Annotated in this window: 16 protein-coding genes; 2 read left to right on the top strand and 14 right to left on the bottom strand. The window is 60.9% G+C overall.

The features are described from left to right. Positions 1-92 precede the first annotated feature (92 nt). The gene (locus OXU43_05225; protein ID MDD9824553.1) at positions 93-5,273 is read left to right on the top strand and encodes a RecQ family ATP-dependent DNA helicase; all 5,181 of its coding nucleotides are present in this window, start codon (positions 93-95) and stop codon (positions 5,271-5,273) included. Positions 5,274-5,473: 200 nt separating this feature from the next. On the opposite strand, the gene OXU43_05220 is transcribed toward OXU43_05225, so the two are convergent. The 7 genes from OXU43_05220 to OXU43_05190 form a co-directional block, all read right to left on the bottom strand. Beyond that, positions 5,474-6,007: a hypothetical protein gene (locus tag OXU43_05220; protein ID MDD9824552.1), complete on the bottom strand. Its 534-nt coding sequence runs from the start codon at positions 6,005-6,007 to the stop codon at positions 5,474-5,476. Continuing rightward, positions 6,004-6,843 carry a site-specific DNA-methyltransferase gene (locus OXU43_05215; GenBank protein ID MDD9824551.1) on the bottom strand — a complete coding sequence of 280 codons (840 nt, stop codon included), beginning with the start codon at positions 6,841-6,843 and terminating at the stop codon, positions 6,004-6,006. Before OXU43_05215 ends, OXU43_05220 begins: the two co-directional genes overlap by 4 nt. A 222-nt stretch (positions 6,844-7,065) precedes the next feature. After that, complete coding sequence (locus OXU43_05210) at positions 7,066-7,548, bottom strand: hypothetical protein (protein ID MDD9824550.1); 483 nt, start codon at positions 7,546-7,548, stop codon at positions 7,066-7,068. A 124-nt stretch (positions 7,549-7,672) separates the two neighbouring features. Continuing rightward, positions 7,673-8,611: a heme o synthase gene (cyoE, locus tag OXU43_05205; protein ID MDD9824549.1), complete on the bottom strand. Its 939-nt coding sequence runs from the start codon at positions 8,609-8,611 to the stop codon at positions 7,673-7,675. Beyond that, positions 8,608-9,630 (bottom strand): COX15/CtaA family protein, encoded by a 1,023-nt coding sequence (locus OXU43_05200; GenBank protein MDD9824548.1) that lies wholly within the window; start codon positions 9,628-9,630, stop codon positions 8,608-8,610. The genes cyoE and OXU43_05200 overlap by 4 nt, the downstream gene beginning before the upstream one ends. A 10-nt stretch (positions 9,631-9,640) precedes the next feature. Continuing rightward, complete coding sequence (locus tag OXU43_05195; GenBank protein ID MDD9824547.1) at positions 9,641-10,282, bottom strand: hypothetical protein; 642 nt, start codon at positions 10,280-10,282, stop codon at positions 9,641-9,643. Continuing rightward, complete coding sequence (locus tag OXU43_05190) at positions 10,279-11,181, bottom strand: SURF1 family protein (protein ID MDD9824546.1); 903 nt, start codon at positions 11,179-11,181, stop codon at positions 10,279-10,281. Before OXU43_05190 ends, OXU43_05195 begins: the two co-directional genes overlap by 4 nt. Positions 11,182-11,326: 145 nt before the next feature. Between OXU43_05190 and OXU43_05185 the strand changes: the two genes are divergently transcribed. Further along, positions 11,327-11,569, top strand: a complete 243-nt coding sequence (locus OXU43_05185; GenBank protein ID MDD9824545.1) for a twin transmembrane helix small protein — start codon at positions 11,327-11,329, stop codon at positions 11,567-11,569. Positions 11,570-11,618: 49 nt separating this feature from the next. Here the strand turns inward: OXU43_05185 and OXU43_05180 are convergent, their stop codons facing one another. From OXU43_05180 to OXU43_05150, 7 genes are all read right to left on the bottom strand, one after another. After that, positions 11,619-12,494 carry a cytochrome c oxidase subunit 3 gene (locus OXU43_05180; protein MDD9824544.1) on the bottom strand — a complete coding sequence of 292 codons (876 nt, stop codon included), beginning with the start codon at positions 12,492-12,494 and terminating at the stop codon, positions 11,619-11,621. After that, positions 12,491-13,042 (bottom strand): cytochrome c oxidase assembly protein, encoded by a 552-nt coding sequence (locus OXU43_05175; GenBank protein ID MDD9824543.1) that lies wholly within the window; start codon positions 13,040-13,042, stop codon positions 12,491-12,493. Before OXU43_05175 ends, OXU43_05180 begins: the two co-directional genes overlap by 4 nt. A gap of 12 nt (positions 13,043-13,054) precedes the next feature. Continuing rightward, positions 13,055-13,204: a hypothetical protein gene (locus OXU43_05170; protein MDD9824542.1), complete on the bottom strand. Its 150-nt coding sequence runs from the start codon at positions 13,202-13,204 to the stop codon at positions 13,055-13,057. Continuing rightward, positions 13,205-14,788, bottom strand: coding sequence for a cytochrome c oxidase subunit I (gene ctaD, locus OXU43_05165; protein ID MDD9824541.1), 1,584 nt, complete (start codon positions 14,786-14,788; stop codon positions 13,205-13,207). Positions 14,789-14,855: 67 nt separating this feature from the next. Beyond that, positions 14,856-15,290 (bottom strand): cytochrome c, encoded by a 435-nt coding sequence (locus OXU43_05160; GenBank protein ID MDD9824540.1) that lies wholly within the window; start codon positions 15,288-15,290, stop codon positions 14,856-14,858. 60 nt (positions 15,291-15,350) lie between these two features. Then, a complete protein-coding gene (gene coxB, locus OXU43_05155; protein ID MDD9824539.1) occupies positions 15,351-16,541 on the bottom strand; it encodes a cytochrome c oxidase subunit II in 1,191 nt (396 codons plus the stop codon). A gap of 29 nt (positions 16,542-16,570) precedes the next feature. Beyond that, a complete protein-coding gene (locus OXU43_05150) occupies positions 16,571-17,128 on the bottom strand; it encodes a DUF2244 domain-containing protein (protein ID MDD9824538.1) in 558 nt (185 codons plus the stop codon). Positions 17,129-17,412: the final 284 nt, after the last annotated feature.

The following is a 17,412-nucleotide window of genomic DNA, read 5'->3' as shown; positions in this document are numbered from 1 at the left end:
AGAATCGTTTTTCCCGAATGCTTCCATCAAGCGTTGCGCCTGGGGAATTCGCGGAATTATAAAATACGCTGACCGGATCGGGATCATTGTCAATGGCAATAGCACTGCGTAACGGCCTGTCCATCGATCTCGAAGTCTCGCCGAAAAGCCGCCGCATCCAGCAGTTGGCCGCAGTGCGTATGCATTCCGAATCTGTATTCAATCATCGCGTACGCGACGATAACGATCTGCTCCGTGCCTTACGGAAACTCGACGCATTCGCCACTGGCGCGTCCTTTTTGATCGGGCACAACATCTTAAAGCACGACCGCCCCTTCCTGGAGGCGGCCAACCCGGGGATGGCACTATTGCGGCTACCCGCCATAGACACGCTGATGCTGAGTCCGCTGGCGTTTCCGCGCAATCCTTACCACCGTCTTGTCAAGCACTACAAGGATGGAGCGTTACGGAGAAGCAACCGGAACGACCCAGTGTTGGATTCGCGGATCGCGCTGAGGTTGCTCGAAGACGAATGCGAATCATTCCGGCAAACAGACCCGGCGCTAATACTGGCATGGCATGGGTTGGCGCCCACCGACAATGCCAGCCGCAGTTTTGACATGCTGTTCAGTCGCATTCGGGGTCAGGGGCGTCCTGCTGGCACCTTGACCAGACAAATTTGTCTGAAATTGCTGCTACGATACGGCGCCTGCGAACAACAGGCACAACAGGCGGTGAGCAAAACCGACCGGCACGGCTGGGAACTGGCCTATGCCCTGGCATGGATGTCGGTGGCGGGAGAGAACTCGGTCATGCCGCCCTGGGTGCGCCATGAATATCCCGACGCCGCGCAGTTGGTGCGCGGCCTGCGCGACACTCCTTGTCGCCAAGCAAGCTGCCCGTGGTGCCGCGAAAGACACGATGCCCGCCGGGAACTGAACCGCTGGATGGGATTCGAACATTTCCGCGCCAAGCCCCGCTACGACGGCCGGCCGATGCAACAGGCGATTGTCGAGTCCGCCATGGGCGGCGGGCATGTGCTCGGCATCCTCCCTACCGGCACCGGCAAATCATTGTGTTACCAGGTGCCTGCACTGTCGCGTTACTACAAGACCGGCGCATTGACCGTGGTCATATCGCCTCTAGTGGCGCTGATGGCCGACCAGGTGCGCGGCATGGAAAAAAAAGGGATAGATTCCTGCGCCGCATTCAACGGGTTACAGTCCATGCCGGAGCGCAACGAAGTGCTGGACCGAGTGCGGCTGGGCGATGTGGCAATTCTGATCATATCGCCGGAGCAGCTGCGTAACCGCAGTTTACGCAAAACCCTGGAACAGCGCGAGATCGGCGCCTGGGTACTGGACGAGGCCCATTGTCTGGCCAAGTGGGGCCACGCTTTCCGCCCGGATTACCGCTATGTCAGCCGTGTCATCGCAAAAAGCCAGCCGATCCCGCCGATCATGTGTCTGACCGCCACGGCCAGGCTCAATGTCATCGAAGAAATCCGGGAGCATTTTCAGAAACTCAATTTAGAAATGCAGCTGTATAACGGCGGAGCGGAGCGTAGCAACCTCGGATTCGAGGTCGTGCAAAGCAGTCCGCAAAGCAAGCATGCCGACCTGTTGGCATTGCTGCAGAAAGAATCGTTTGACAACGATAGCTCCAATAGCGGCGGCGCTATTGCGTATTGCTACTCGCGCGCCCGCACTGAAAAATTCGCCGAATTTCTTGTCGAGGAAAAAATGAAGGCGGACTACTACCACGCCGGTATGGGGCCGGAACGCAAAAAGGATGTGCAGCAACGATTTATCGAGGGCAACCTGCAAATTATTGTCGCTACCAACGCTTTCGGCATGGGCATTGACAAACCCGATGTGCGACTCGTGATCCATGTTGACATGCCGGGCTCGCTGGAAAATTACGTGCAAGAAGCTGGCCGCGCGGGACGCGACGGGGAACAGGCGCAATGCATTCTGCTGTTCACGAAGGAAGACGCAGAGGCTCAATTCCAGCTGGCCGCGCTATCCCGCTTGAGCCGCCTGGAGATCGACGCGGTACTTCGTTCTTTACGCAGACTGGACAAAAAAGAGAAAAAACACCATTCGGATGGGATTGAGGTTACCGCGGGAGAAATTCTGCTTCAGGAAGACAACAGCGCCTTCCGGCGCGACTCCGCAACCGACGATACCCGGGTGCGCACGGCGGTGTCCTGGCTGGAAGAGGCTAAACTGCTGCGGCGTGAGGAAAACCAAGTTAACATCTTCCCTTCTTCGTTGCGGGTATCTTCGGTTAAAGAGGCGAAAAAGAATATCAGCCGGCATATTGAATCGCCCGCCTACCGGAAACAGCTGCTGAAGCTTGCGTCTGCAATTCTGGATGCCGATGACAGCGACGGCATTTCCACCGATCAGCTCATGGGGGTAACCTCGCTTGACAGCGACGGCGTACGCAAAGCCTTGTACGACCTGGAGCGAGTCGGCGTATCCAGTAACGATTCCGCCATAACGGCTTATATACACAAGGGGGTAAAAAATTCATCGCAGAATCGTTTTGACAAAGCCGCCATGATGGAGTGTGCCCTGATCGGGCTAATGCGGGAACACGCTCCGGAGCAGGAAGCGGGCGAGAGTTATCAAATGCATCTGCGTAGCGTATCGCAGCAACTCAAGGATGAAGGTCATGCCGGTGCGCTGCCCGAACGCCTGCGACTGATGCTGCGTAGCCTGGCCGCCGACGGCCGCGGATCGGATGGCAAGGGCGGCAGCTTAAGACTGCGCCCTCTGGATCGGGAGAGCGTCGAAATTACCTTGCGCCGAAGCTGGGACAAACTGGCTCGAACCGCCGAATTGCGCCGGGATGCCGCCAAGTGTCTTCTTCTACACTGGCTATCCCGTCTGCCTGAGAACTCCCGCGGCGTGGACTTGCTGGCAGAGACCACGGTGGGCAAATTGTATGCGGCAACGAACAGCGATCTCTTACTCAAGCAGACCAAGGATCCGCAAAAACTAACGGACCGCGCCTTGTTATGGCTGCATGAATTGGAAATTATCCGGCTGCACAAAGGGCTGATCGTATTCCGGCCTGCCATGACGATTTATCTTGACCGGAAAAATGTCGGCAGACGATTCGAGAAACCCGATTTTCAGCCGCTGAGTATGCACTATAACGCACAGACCAATGCCATTCACATCATGGCCGAGTACGGCCGGCGCGGTTTGGACAACATGCGAGACGCACTACGTTTGACCCATGACTATTTTACCCTTCTGGGGCGGGAATTTCTGCATAAGTGGCTGCCGGGAAAAGAGAAGGAAATCGATCGCCAGACCAGCCCCGAATCCTGGCGCGCCATCGTCGAACCGATGAACACGAGGCAGAGAAAGATCGTCGCGGATAACCGGGAACGGACCAATGTGCTGGTACTGGCCGGCCCCGGTTCCGGCAAGACTCGAGTCATCGTTCACCGTATTGCCTACCTCGTGCGGGTGCGGCGGGAGCCCCCTGCCGGCATCGTTGCGCTAACCTACAACCGTCATGCTGCGGTGGAAATACGCCGCCGCCTGGACGCGCTGATCGGCGACGACAGCAAGTACTTGACGGTAATGACTTGTCATGCGCTGGCGATGCGGCTGTGCGGGGCAAGCTTTGCCGAACGCAACATAGATACCGATGCGGACTTTGACAAAATCTTGTACGAGGCCGCGGAACTGCTCCAGGGAAAAGATTTGCGAATGGAAGAAGCCCATGAGCGGCGCGAGCGGCTACTGTCCGGATTCCGCTGGATCTGCGTGGACGAATACCAAGATGTTGACGAACCCCAGTACCAACTGATCTCCGCCCTGGCCGGACGCACCCTGCAGGATACCGAGTCCAGGCTCAATCTGCTGGCGGTTGGGGACGACGACCAGAACATTTATGGCTTCAGGGGAGCGTCAACAAAATATATTCGCCGTTTTGCCGACGACTACAAGGCAAAGACCGAATACCTGGTTGAAAACTACCGCTCCACCCGGCACGTCATCCATGCGGCAAACCGCATTATCGGCTATGCCGCGGAGAGGCAGAAACAAAATCACCCGATTACGATTAACCGCGAACGCGCCAAAACCCCAGCGGGCGGCGATTGGGAAAGGCTTGACCCCGTGGCACGGGGTTGCGTACAAGTGCTAACAGTCAATCACAATTCGATACACCAAGCCGTGTCCGGCATGGACGAGCTGCAACGCCTGAAGGGCCTATCCTCACGGTGGAGCTGGTCGAAAGTTGCAGTGATCGCTCGCAAATGGGAAGACCTCGATCCAGTGCGCGGCTACTGTGCGCTGAACGAAATACCCGTGCAATCGGCGGCCGATCTAAAGAAATCCGTACCTGTTTGGAAATTAAGGGAAACCCAAACTCTGGTTCGGCATTTGCGCGATGGCCGCGAATCCATGATTCGACCGACCGCGGTCCGCCAGTGGATTAAGAAACGGGGCATGGATCTCCTGGAGGCTTCTCAGCGGGACAGGCTGCAAGGTGCGGAGCTGCGCGCATGGTGGAGACGAGGCGGCGGCAGCTGGTGGCGATTATTATGGCAGGCGATAACCGAATACATCAAAGAATGTGGGCCCAAGCCGTTGCCGCCAGAACAGCTGCTGGACTGGCTGGCCGAATGGGCGCGAGAGGCCCGACGCAGGCAATCGGGTCTGCTGCTCCTGACTGCACACCGCGCCAAGGGACTTGAGTTCGATCATGTCGTGGTGTTCGACGGCGGCTGGGAGCACCGAGACGAAGACCCGGAAAGCTCCCGCAGGCTGTACTATGTCGCCATGACGCGGGCGCGCAAAAACTTGGTGCTATGCCGTTTCAACGATCGGCATCCGTTCGCCAACGATGCAGACCTCGGTGACGAGCCATGTTTCCATAAGCGCAATGCGCCCCCGTTGCCCGTCGAAATCGCACCCGAATTACACTGGCGGTACGAGGCATTGTCTCTGCAAGACGTGTATATAGATTACGCCGGCAGATTCGCAAAAGAAGACGGGATACATAAGCCCATTGCCGCACTGAATCCCGGCGATCCATTACAACTGCAATCCGCCAGCGACGGCTGGGCCCTGTGCAACCAAGCCGGCGTCCAGATCGGCAAACTGGCAAAGAGTTTCATTCCAACCGAGTACGGGCGATGCATTAAAGCCCATGTCACTGCCATCCTCAGCCGAAGCAAACGCGCCCAAAGCTCCGAATACGCCGAAACAGCGCAATGCGATCACTGGGAAGTGGTACTGCCGGAGCTGGTGTTCGAGCCCGATTGAGAAAATCCGCCATGACGAGGCCGCAAAACGCTCAAAAAACATCGCCGGGGGCGGGCGCCAGCGGGGCGGCGGCGCCCACGGGCCACGGCAGATAGTGGTCAATCAGCAGGACAGCGAACAAAGGAACGAGAATGTAACAGGGAGGGCGCCGCCCATACAAAACCCGGAAGCGCCGTTTTTGATCGCCTGGCAGGCGGGATTTAGGCAGGCAGCCCAAGCCGCGCCAACGGCAATATATTAAATTCGTAGCGACAATTCACACTATGAATGTAATCTAAGACGTCTTTATATTCTGGTTTTTTGAACCAATTGTTCAAAACGTAAACATATTCAACCCTTAGCCCTAGTGGAGACACAAGCTTAATGTACTGTTTTCGCTTGAAATCGCAGGTTTGGAGTTTTTCGTCAACCGAGCCTGGGACCTGCTGATATTTAACTTCAATAATGAACAAAGTTTTGCAGGCAATGACTAACAATGCATCATCTGGCAACAGTTTCTTAGAAATGAGACTTTTCCAATTGATCTTGCGCTTGTCCAGAAAGCGATAGAAATCGTGCTTTTTGAAGCATTTGGCAATCAGTTTATTACGATAATAAATTTTATGCCCAGAACTCCCCAATGCTTTTTCGATTCTATAATTCGGTATGTCCCTTAAAAGAGTTAAAAAATCAACTTTGTTTTCAAAATTCAGGCCAGTTATAGTGCTACTGCCGCCTGTTCCTCCTGCCTTCATTTCGATTTTGCCAAGGTGCCGTTCTTATCTTCGATTGCAGACTGCAGACGATTTTTTGATATGGATATAAATCCATTGTCCAATTCGCAACCGATAAATCTCCTGCCATGCCGTATGGCCGCCACCCCCGTTGTAGAGCTGCCGGCGAAGGGATCGAAAATTAAATCGCCTGGATTTGTACTTGCCAGAACGATCCTTTCCAGCAACCGCAAAGGTTTCTGAGTTGGATGTTTGCCGAATTTCTTTTCCTCTTTTTGAGGGGCCTTGATATTCCACACGGTTTTCATTTGTTTGCCGTTGTTGGCATCGCGCATTTGCGGATAGTTGAACGTATGCCGCGACTGCTCGCTCTTTCTTGCCCAGATAACCGTTTCGGTCGAGTGAGTAAAATAGCGGCAAGACAAATTAGGGGGAGGGTTGGGTTTTTCCCAAGAAATATCGTTCAATATCTTCATTTGCAATTGCTGCATGGCATAGCCAATAGAATGAATAACATGGTGAGTCCCCGACACCCAGATGCTGCCATCGGGTTTGAGCAGTTTGCGGCATCTTGATAGCCACTCTAAATTGAATTCATGATTTAGCTCTGCGCCTTGGGATTTATCCCACTGCCCTTTGTCAACTTTGACCATTTTCCCTGCGTGGCAACTTATGCCTCCATTGGAGAGAAAATAAGGTGGGTCTGCAAAGATCATGTCAAATTTACCTTCCGGGTATTTTTCGCTTAATTTGTCCATGAGCTCCAGGCAGTTCGAGTGATATAGGCACACCCCCGCATCGTCCTCGCGGAGCGCGCACCGATTGGGCGAGTATTTGGTTCTGTTCATGACCGGCATCGGGAACGACTCGTTCCTTTTGGCTGTTTTACGTTGCATGCCCATGTTCCTATGTTTTAGAGGAGGTCTGAAAATCCCCAATCGAATTTTGCGCCTTTTAAATCAAGCGAAAATCCCAGACCACCAACATTTCCCGCATTTGCGCCACCAGGACATGCATCAGGGCAGGGATAAATCCGAAGTAAAAGCGGTTTCTGCTGGTCCCGCCGCCGGCGCTGTCTGTCAGACTGCCGACAATCCCATATCGGCGAAACTTGGCCGGCGACTGTCAAAGCCAACCCCGGCCCTGCGGCCGCAATTCGGGCAACGCCTGGACTTCGGCCATAAGTCGGCAGGAGGTTTTTCGCCAAACTCCGCCTCGTAAAGGGCCAGCGATAGCTCCCATGCGGCTTTCAGGTTTTTTGCGTCTTGCGCGTCCCGCATTCCGAAATACGGAAAATGATGCAGGAAGTATCCAAAGAACCGGTCGCAATCTTCGGCATACTTCTGGGTGTCCAGAATATGCAGATGCCAGAAGTCGTCCACAACAGCGGAGGGAACTACCCCGATATCCGGGTTGCCGCGGCACAGGATCAGGAAGCGCTGGTACTCCGCAGCCACGCGGCAAGCGAAATCGAAGCCCCATCCATGACCTTCCTCCTCATCCATGGCTTTGATGATGACAGGTTCCAGATTGATTCCTTTCATGTTCTGCGACTCGCTCATGATTCGCGTCTCCTTTGCTAAGAATAAGAAAAAGCCCCTGCAAATTCAACGGGGCCTGGCGCCATTGTGCCTTGCACAAGCAGAAAATCCGCCATGACGCGGGCGCGACAAGGCCGCCAAGCGCTCAAAAAACATCGCCGGGGGCGGGCGCCAGCGGGGCGGCGGCGCCCACGGGCCACGGCAGGTAGTGGTCAATCAGCAGGGCGGCAAACAATAGCAGCAGGTAGTAGATGGAGTAGGAAAACAGGCGCATGGGCGCCCGCTTGTCGTCTTCGCGCCGGATGCGCCACGCCAGATACAGGAAGCCGCCGCCCAGGGGCACGGCTACCGCCAGATAGAACATGCCGCTCAGGTAGGTCAGCACCGGGAACAGGCTGACCACCGCCGTGAGCACGGTGTACAACAGGATATGCAGGCGGGTAAAGGCCACCCCGTGCGTCACCGGGAGCATGGGGACGCGGGCGTTAGCGTAGTCCTCCAGCCGGTATATCGCCAGCGCCCAAAAATGCGGCGGCGTCCAGGCGAAGACGATCAGAAACAGCAGCAGCGCATGGAAGTCCACGGCGCCGGTCACGGCGCACCATCCCAGAACGGGCGGCGCCGCTCCCGCCGCGCCCCCGATCACGATGTTCTGCGGCGTCGCCCGCTTCAGATACGAGGTATATACGAATCCGTACCCGACCAGGGAAAGCAACGTCAGGACCACCGTCAGCAGGTTGGTAAAGGCCGTCAGGATCACCACAGAGGCGGCAGCCAGCGACAAGGCGAAGACGCCCGCCTGGCACAGGCCGATCCGCCCCTGCGGCAGGGGCCGCCCCCGGGTGCGCTCCATGACGGCGTCTATATGCAGATCGGCGATATGGTTCACGACGGCGGAAGAGGCGGCGGCCAGCGCGATCCCCAAAGAGGCGAAGAGCAGGACGGGCAGGGGCGCCGGGGCCGGCGTCGCCATAAGCATGCCCACCATTGCGGTAAACACGATCATCGCCACGATTCGCGGCTTGCACAGGCGCAGATACTCGCCGCAAAGCGCGGGCAGCGGCGCGGAAATCGGTTGACTCACGATCCGCCCCCGTGTCCGGGCAGGGGCGGCAGGGTTTGGTGCAACAGCGTTCCCAGGGCCAACAACAGCAAGGCGGCCCCCGCGTTATGCGCGACGGCGACCGGCGCCGGCAGGCCGAACAGCACATTGGAAACGCCCAGCGCCCACTGGGCCAGCAGGATCGCCAGCAGCAGGGCGGCGCTCCAATACAGCGGCGGATGCCCGAGCAGGAAGGCGCGCAGGGAGATCGACAGCCCCGCCAACAGCATCGCCAGCGCCCCCAGGCGGTGGGCGAAATGAATGGCGAGACCCGTCCCTTCCCGACCGGCGCCGCCGTAGTCTCCCCGCTCCGCGCCCGCGGGAAAGAACGCGGCCCGGAACTCCAGCCCCCGCGGCCACCATTGCCCATGGCAGGTGGGGAAATCGGGGCAGGCGAGGGCGGCGTAATTGGCGCTGGTCCAGCCGCCCAGGCCCACTTGCAGAAAGGCGACCGTCAGCCCCGCCCAGACCCACGGACGCAATGCGCGGCCCGGTTCGCCCCGACGCCCCTGCCGCAAGGAAGGAAAGGCCAACTGCAGCAACAGCGCCCACAACAGGAACAAGATCAGCATCCCCCCCAGAAGATGCGCCACTACCACCAGCGGGCGCAACAGCAGGGTAACCGTCCACATCCCCAGCAAGGCTTGCAATCCCGCCAGCAGCAACAGCAAAAACGGCGCCACGCGGGCACTGCGCCCCAGGCGATGCCGCAGCTGCCAGGAAACCGCGGCCAGGCCCAGCAGGAGCAGGCCCAGCCCCAGCGCGAGGTAACGGTGCGTCATCTCTATCCATGCCTTGGCCCGGTCCAGCGGCCGCTGGGGGTACGCGCGCGCCGCCGCCCGCAGCTCCTCGGCACTGGCGGGCACCGTCCATTGGCCATAGCAGCCGGGCCAGTCGGGGCAGGCCAAACCGGCATCGGCAATCCTGACATACGCTCCCAGAACGACCAGGCACAAGGTCAGGAGCGCTGCCGCGCCGGCCAGGATTCGGAGCGCGCGCACGACTTGGCCCTCAGCCGATCCGCGAGACCCGGAGCAGGCGCTTCAAGTCTTTGACGATTCCGTCGGAATCGGTATCCGGGGAATAGCGCACGACTAAATTGCCCAGCGGGTCCACCACATAGAGGTGGCCGCTGGCGGCCCCGGCGGCCTGGTCATTTCCCGCGCCGCTCCGCCGACCGTCTTCCGGGACCAGCGCCGTCAGCAGCGAGGCCCTTTGCGCCGCGCCCGGCAACCACAGCATCTGGCCCGGGTAGCGCTGCAGACGCCGGACCAACTCCGGGGCGGCCAAGCCGGGAGGGCCCGCCTCTTCGAGCAGCAGAACCCTTTGCAGACGCGGCGTATATTTGCCGACGCCCCGCCAGATGCGCTGCATCCGTTGCAGTTGTCGTTCGCATGGCGCGAGACAACGACCCTCGCTCCAATAGACCAGGGACCACTTCCCGTGCAGCCGGCCGCGTTCCCCCGTCGGCGCGTGCAGAGTGGCGTCGGCAAGGGGGAGCGGCGGGACGACCAGCGTCCCGTGACTGGCGTCGCCCAGAAAGGCGGGGCTGGCGAATCGGAACATCGCCCAGGCGATCAACATCGGCGCAGTAAAGAGGGCCGCCTGCAGCAGGACGATCTTTCGCCCCCCGCTACGCGCTTCCCCGGTCATTCGGCAGATGCCTCCCCGGGGCGCGCGAAACGCCACAGGCCGAAACCGAACAGGCACAGCATCAACGCGGCGAGACAAAACCATTGAAAGGCATAACCCAGGTGCCGCTCCCGACCGCTTCCCGGCACGGTCCCGCGGTACAAAAGCCCCCCCGCCGCGCCCTCTTCCAGGCGGATCGCATACGGCAGCAGTTCCATCCCGAAGATCCGGCCGGCCTCCCGCAAGTCCACGAACGGCACCCGGTACCTCCCCGCCGGGGACACGGACTCCCAGCGCTCCCCGGAGAGACGGAGGCCGGCGCCCGGCAACGGCTCCGCCAAGCCCTGCAGGCGCACCTGCCCGGAAGGCGGCTCGGGGAAAAAAGGCAGGCTCTCCCGATATGGCGCCGCGGCCACCCACCCCCGGTTCACCAGCACCCATAAGGGCTCGTCTCGAAGCCGAAAGGCGGTATAAACCAGGTATCCCACCTGGCGGTCATGTACCTGATTATCCAGCAGCAATTCAGCGGTGCTCCCCGGGATGCGGGCGCGCTCCTCCGGCAGGGAAGAGTTCTTCGCCGGGGCCGGCGGCAACGCCGCGGAAGACGCATATTCGCCTGCCGCCAGCGCCCGGCGCCAGTGCATGGCTACTATATCACGGCGCTGCGCCAGATCCCCGTTCAGATCGATCGGCGGGAGCAGGGCGCGGTCCCGAAACTTCTGGTGCAACAAAGTTTTCTCCTCGGCTCTGGAGAGTTGCCACCAGCCCAGGCCGGAAAACCCGGCGCACAGGGCCAGCGCCCCGAGCAACAAGCACAGGCGCTGCGCATCGAGCGCGCCGCCGCCCAGAGGCAAGGACCATTTCCCGGGCGACCATTTCCCGGACCGGGCGCCGCCGCCCGCATCGTCATCGGCAGACATCGGCAAAGGCCGCCCCGGCGCCCTCCCGGCCGCCGCCCTCCGCAAAATCCGCGGCGCTCGGACAAACGAATTGTCCCGGGGGAAACAACGGGATTAAACTAGGGGCCTGGCGCATCGGACTTGGCGCATCGCTGGATCGGAAACGTTGTTTTTCAAAATCGTCATCGTCCTCTTTTTGCTGGCGATCTTCCTTTCTCTGGGGAGGGCCCTGTTCTTCCTGGTAAGCGACCGGGGCCAAACGCAAAAGACCGTGCGGGCGCTGACCTGGCGGATCTCTTTATCCATCGGCTTGCTGGCATTGCTGCTGCTCGGCTATTGGACCGGGCTGATCCAGCCCAACCCGCCTCCGTTCGTCCCTGCGCAGCAGGGCTTGCCGCGGGGAGAATGAAAAGCCGGGCGCATCGGAGGAGGACGGCGGGCGACGCCCGCGGCGCCCGCTACAGCAGATAGACGCAGACGAACAGGAACAACCAGACCACGTCCACAAAGTGCCAGTACCAGGCCACCGCCTCGAAGGCAAAGTGGTGCTGCGGCGAGAAATGATTCTTCAACGCGCGGAACCAAATGACCAGCAGCATCGTCGCCCCCAAGGTCACGTGCAAACCGTGGAAGCCGGTCAGCATGTAAAACAGCGTCCCATAGATCCCGGAATTGAGCGACAGGTCGAGATCCTGGAAGGCATGCATGTATTCCAGCGCCTGCAAGAACATGAACAGGACACCCAGCGCGACGGTGGCGAATAGCCAAAAGCACAGGCCGCGGTTGTTGCCCTTCTTGAGGGCCCAGTGCGCGAGGGTCACGGTAAGGCCGCTGCTCAACAAGATGGCCGTATTGATGGCAGGAACCCAGAAGGCGCCCACCTTGGCGGCCGGCTCCTGGAAATTAGTCGCGTCCGGCAGTTCCAGGGGCGGCCAGCGTCCCTGGAAATCGGGCCACAACAAGTCATGCGTAAATATCCCCGTGCCTTCGCCGGCCAGCCACGGAAGCGCGTAGATGCGGGCATAGAACAGCGCACCGAAAAACGCGGCAAAGAACATCACCTCGGAAAAGATGAACCAAGCCATCCCCCAGCGGAAGCTGATGTCCACCTGCGAGTTGTACAACCCGCCCATGCTCTCCCGGACCACGGCCCCGAACCAACCGAACAACATGTACACCAGGGTCGCCGCCCCGAGCGTCATGAACAAGCCGCCCGAACCCCACTCGTTCAAGGACATAGAGGCCCCCAGAAAGACCAGGAACAGCGCCACGGAGCCGACCAGCGGCCAGTAGCTGGGTTGCGGAAGATAATAGGCGTCCCGCGCACTCGTCATATCGCGTCCTCCCCCGCGGGCCCGCCCGCCACCTCGAAAAAGGTATAAGACAAGGTAAGGGCGTTTACCCGCTCCGGCAGATCGGCGGCAACGACGAAACGCACCGGCATCTCCCGGCTTTCCCCCGGCCCCAGAGTCTGCTCAGAAAAACAAAAACACTCGATCTTCTTGAAATGAACCGAAGCCGGACCGGGGGCGACGCTGGGCACGGCGCGCCCGGTAACCGCCTGCCCCGACAGGTTCTCCACGACATAAGCCGCCTCCGCCACTTCCCCCGGATGCACCTTCATGCGCCGCGCCGCCGGGGCGAAGCGCCAGGGCAGGCCGCCGTTCACATTGGCGTCGAACTCCACGGTCACCCAGCGCTCCCGCGCCACGGCCAACTCCGCCGCCGCATCGCCGGCGATCACGCCCGTCTTGCCGTTCAGGCCCGTGACCTGGCAGAAGATGTCGTAGAGCGGCACCAACGCGAAACCGAAGCCGGTCATGGCCACGGCGACCGCCCCCAGCAACAGGGCCGCACGGCGATTGTCGCCCCGGGGCTTCATCGCTTCAGGGCTTCAGAGCTCATGCCAGCGAAAAAAGAAATAGGCCGCGTAGCACCCCAGGGCAAAGGCGCCGAGCAGCAGCGCGGTCAGAACGTTGCGGCGCCGCAACGCCGGCCGCCGCTTCGGCGCGGCCTCCCCTTCTCCCTCGGCGGACCACGCCATTCACTTCACTTGCGGGGCGACCGCGAAGGTATGGTAGGGGGCCGGCGAGGGGACCGTCCACTCCAGGCCCTGCGACCCTTCCCAAACCTCGGAGGTCGCGGCCGCGCCGCCGCGAATGCACTTGAGCACGATGTACAGGAACAACAGCTGGCTGAAGCCGAACACCCATGCCCCCACGCTGGAGATGGCGTTGAACTCGGCGAACTGCACCGCGTAATCGGGGATCCGGCGCGGCATGCCCGCCAGGCCCAGGAAGTGCTGCGGGAAAAACAACACGTTGACCGAGATCACGGAGAGCCAGAAATGCACCTTGCCCAGCGTCTCGTCGTACATGTGCCCGGTCCACTTGGGCAGCCAGTAATACGCCCCGGCCAGCAGGGCGAACAGCGCGCCCGTCACCAGCACGTAGTGAAAGTGGGCCACCACGAAGTAAGTGTCGTGATACTGAAAGTCGGCCGGGGTGATGCCCAGCATCAGGCCGGAGAAGCCGCCGATGGTAAACAGAATGATGAAGGAGAGGGCGAACAGCATCGGCGTCTCGAAAGTCATGGCGCCCTTCCACATCGTCGCCACCCAGTTGAAGATCTTCACCCCCGTAGGCACGGCGATCGACATGGTCGCGTACATAAAGAACAAGCTGCCGGCCAGCGGCATGCCCACGGTGAACATGTGATGCGCCCAAACGAAAAAAGACAGGAAGGCGATCGCGGCAGTGGCATAGACCATCGAGGCGTAGCCGAACAGCGGCTTGCGCGCGAAGGTAGGCACGATCTGGGAGATGATGCCGAAGGCCGGCAGGATCAGAATGTACACCTCGGGATGGCCGAAAAACCAGAACACGTGCTGGAACAGCACCGGGTCCCCGCCGCCCGCGGCGCTGAAGAAGCTGGTGCCGAAGTAGCGGTCCGTCAGCAGCATGGTGACGGCGCCCGCCAGCACCGGCATCGCGGCGATCAGCAAAAAGGCCGTAATGATCCACGTCCAAACGAACAGCGGCAGCTTCATGAAGCTCATGCCCGGGGCGCGCATGTTCAGAATCGTGGCGATGATATTGATGGCGCCCATCACCGAGGACAGGCCCATAAAATGCACCGCGAAAATCACGAACGGCAGAGCCGCCTGCGTCTGCAGCATCAGCGGCGGATACATAGTCCAGCCGCCGGCGGGCGCGCCGCCCGGCAGGAACAGCGTAAGCAACAGCAGGGCGAAGGCGAAGGGGAGGATCCAAAAGCTCCAGTTGTTCATGCGCGGCAACGCCATGTCCGGCGCCCCGATCATCATCGGGATCATCCAGTTGGCGAAGCCCACGCCCGCCGGCATGATCACGCCGAAGATCATGACCAAGCCGTGCATCGTGGTCATGGCGTTGAAGAAGCCCGGCTCCACGAACTGCAACCCCGGCTGGAACAATTCCAGCCGGATAATCAGGGCCATCGCCCCGCCGACAAAGAGCATTAGCAAGGAAAAGAGCAGGTATAAGGTGCCGATGTCCTTATGGTTGGTCGTGAACAGCCACCGCGCCAGCCCCTTGGGCGGGGCGTCGTGGTGCCCGTGATCTTCCGCCGTTCCGGTTATTGCCGTCATTTTCTCTCTCCGTTTGCCAAGCTGTTTTCCAATAGCCGCCGCCAGGGGCGCCCAAGCTGCCGCTGCCTCAGCCGCCGCCGTTGCCGTTGCGATACGCCGCCACATCCTCCGGCTGCACTACCTTGACCGCACCCTCGGCCAACAAGGCATCGTTGCCCCAGGCGTTGCGTTCGTAAGTGACCAGAGCCGCCGCGTCGGCATCGCTCAACTGCTGACCGAAACCTACCATCGCCGTCCCCGGCTTGCCGTACAGCACGATCTTCATATGCTCCTCGATCGGCCCCACGGTGACGCTGCCGCCGGCAAGCGCCGGGAAGGCGCCCGTAATCCCCTCGCCGTTGGCCTGGTGACAGGCGGAGCAACTGGCGCTGTACACCGCCTCCCCCCGCGCCATCAACTGTTCGAGAGTCTCCTCCGCCTGCGCCGCAACGGCAAAGAGCAGCGACAGGGCACACAGCAGGCCCGAAGCGCCGATGCCTTTATGGTTCGCTATTGCCGTCATTTTTCCCTCCGTGTTCGCCAATGGCTACAGCCCCTTGCAAGGCGCGTACAGGCGTACGCTTTATTCTCCGCCGTTGCGGTACGTCGCCACGTCCGCCGGCTGCACCATGTCGATCGCGCCTTCGGCCAGCAAGGCGTCGTTGCCCCAGGCATTGCGTTCGTAAGTGAGCAGGGCCGCCAGATCGGCATCGCCCAACTGCGCGCCGAAGGCCTGCATCGCCGTCCCCGGCTTGCCGTACAGCACGATCTTCATGTGCTCCCCGATCGGCCCCACGGTGATGCCGCCGCCGGCAAGCGCCGGGAAAGCGCCCGGGATGCCCTGGCCGCCGGCCTGGTGGCAGGCGGTGCAGTTGGTGTCGTACACCGCCTTCCCCCGCGCCATTAAGTCCTCGCGGCTGAAGGTCTGCCCCGCCTCCTCCTGCAACGCCACCTGCAACGCCTTCCTTTCCTCCACCCAGGCGGAGTATTCCTCTTCCGGCACGGCCTTCAGCACCACCGGCATATAAGCGTGATCCCGGCCGCAGAGTTCGGCGCACTGCCCGCGGTACGTGCCCGGCGTATCTATATACGCCCAGGAAGAATTGACAAAACCCGGAATGGCGTCCCGCTTCCACCCCAACTCGGGAACCCACCAGGCGTGGATCACGTCGTTGGCGGTGGTCAGGAAGAGTATCTTCCGGTTCACCGGCACCACCAGCGGTTCGTCCACCTCCAACAGGTAATTGGGAACCTCGTAAGGATTCAGGCCCGAATCCAGCTGGCGCGCCTCGTTGCTGTCCTGGGCAAGGTTGCTGAAGAACCCGAAGCCCTCGTCCAGGTAATCGTAGCGCCACTTCCACTGGTAGCCCGTGACTTTGATCGTAAGATCCGACTCCGCCACGCTCTCCATGGCGATCAAGGTGCGGGTGGCCGGGATCGCCATGCCCACCAGGATCAGTATCGGAATCGCGGTCCAGACGATCTCCGCGCGAGTGCTGTGCGTCATGTGCACGGCGGCCACCGCGCCCCGCGACTTGCGGTGGTGGAAAATGGACCAGAACATGACGCCGAACACCACGACCCCGATCACAACGCAAATCCAGAAGATCAGCATGTGCAATTCGTACACTTCGCGACTGATTGGAGTAACGCCGCGGGTCATGTTCAAGCCGTACTCGGCGAAAGCCGCGCCGGGCCAGGAAAGCAGCCCGGCGCCCAGCGCCGCCCAGCGCCGCCGCCGGCGGGCGGACAATCCAGCCGGCCAGCCAGCCATCCGGCCGGGCCGTTCCGCCGGCTTCTTCCTCACGCCTCGGCGCCTCGCAAGGAAAAGGACCGGGACGCCAGGCGCCCGGCCAACGCGCGGGCCAACCCTCTGCGCTCCGGCTCGCACAGGCATTTGCCGATCTCCACTTCGCGGCCGCGGGCGCGCAACAGGAGCCGGCTGGGGTACCACGGGTGTTGCGAGGACCGCAACACGACCCGCGTCCAGGAGTGCTCGGCCTGCCAACAAAACGCCGGCCCCGAGCGGTCCCCCGGGCGACCCCGCTCCACGCGGACGAAGTCCGGCGTAACCGTCACCACCTCCAGAAAACGTGCCCGGCGGGTACTGAGGACCAGGATCGCCGCCAGGGCGGCCAGCTCCAGGCCCGAGAACGGCAGGATCAGCGTCAAGCCGCGCTGATAGAAAAAAGCCGCGATGCCCAGCGAAAGGGCGGCAACCAGCAGGAAACTCAGCGTCTGCAACCGGACGCCCGCCGGCGGATTCGGCCGGATCACGAAGCGGCGCCCCAGCGGCCGGCCGGACACCGCGCGCGCTGCGGACACATCCGCCGCATCCGCCGTCTCCAGGCCCGTCGTCAATCTTTCTTCCCGCAAACGCATTTCGGTTCCGCATCACGCCAAGCTGAAGGTCTCAGACACCTCCAAAACCGGGTGGCAGTCTAACGCCTTTCCCACCGGGACACAACCAAGCTGTACGGATTCATTGCGATAGAGCGTTGACGGATCGCATAGCGAATCGCTCCACTCCGGAGACTTGGGGGAACACCAGCCGTTACGCAATCGAAGGGAAGAAAAGCGGTTCTTACGTACCACTCCCCCCTTGAGGGGGAGTCGGCAAGACGAGGGCGCCAGCCCGATGTCGC

It is taken from the genome of Gammaproteobacteria bacterium (assembly GCA_028817255.1).
Taxonomy (GTDB): domain Bacteria; phylum Pseudomonadota; class Gammaproteobacteria; order Porifericomitales; family Porifericomitaceae; genus Porifericomes; species Porifericomes azotivorans.
Note: the sequence above shows the minus strand (reverse complement) of the source record. Positions and strands in the feature narration are given on the sequence as shown.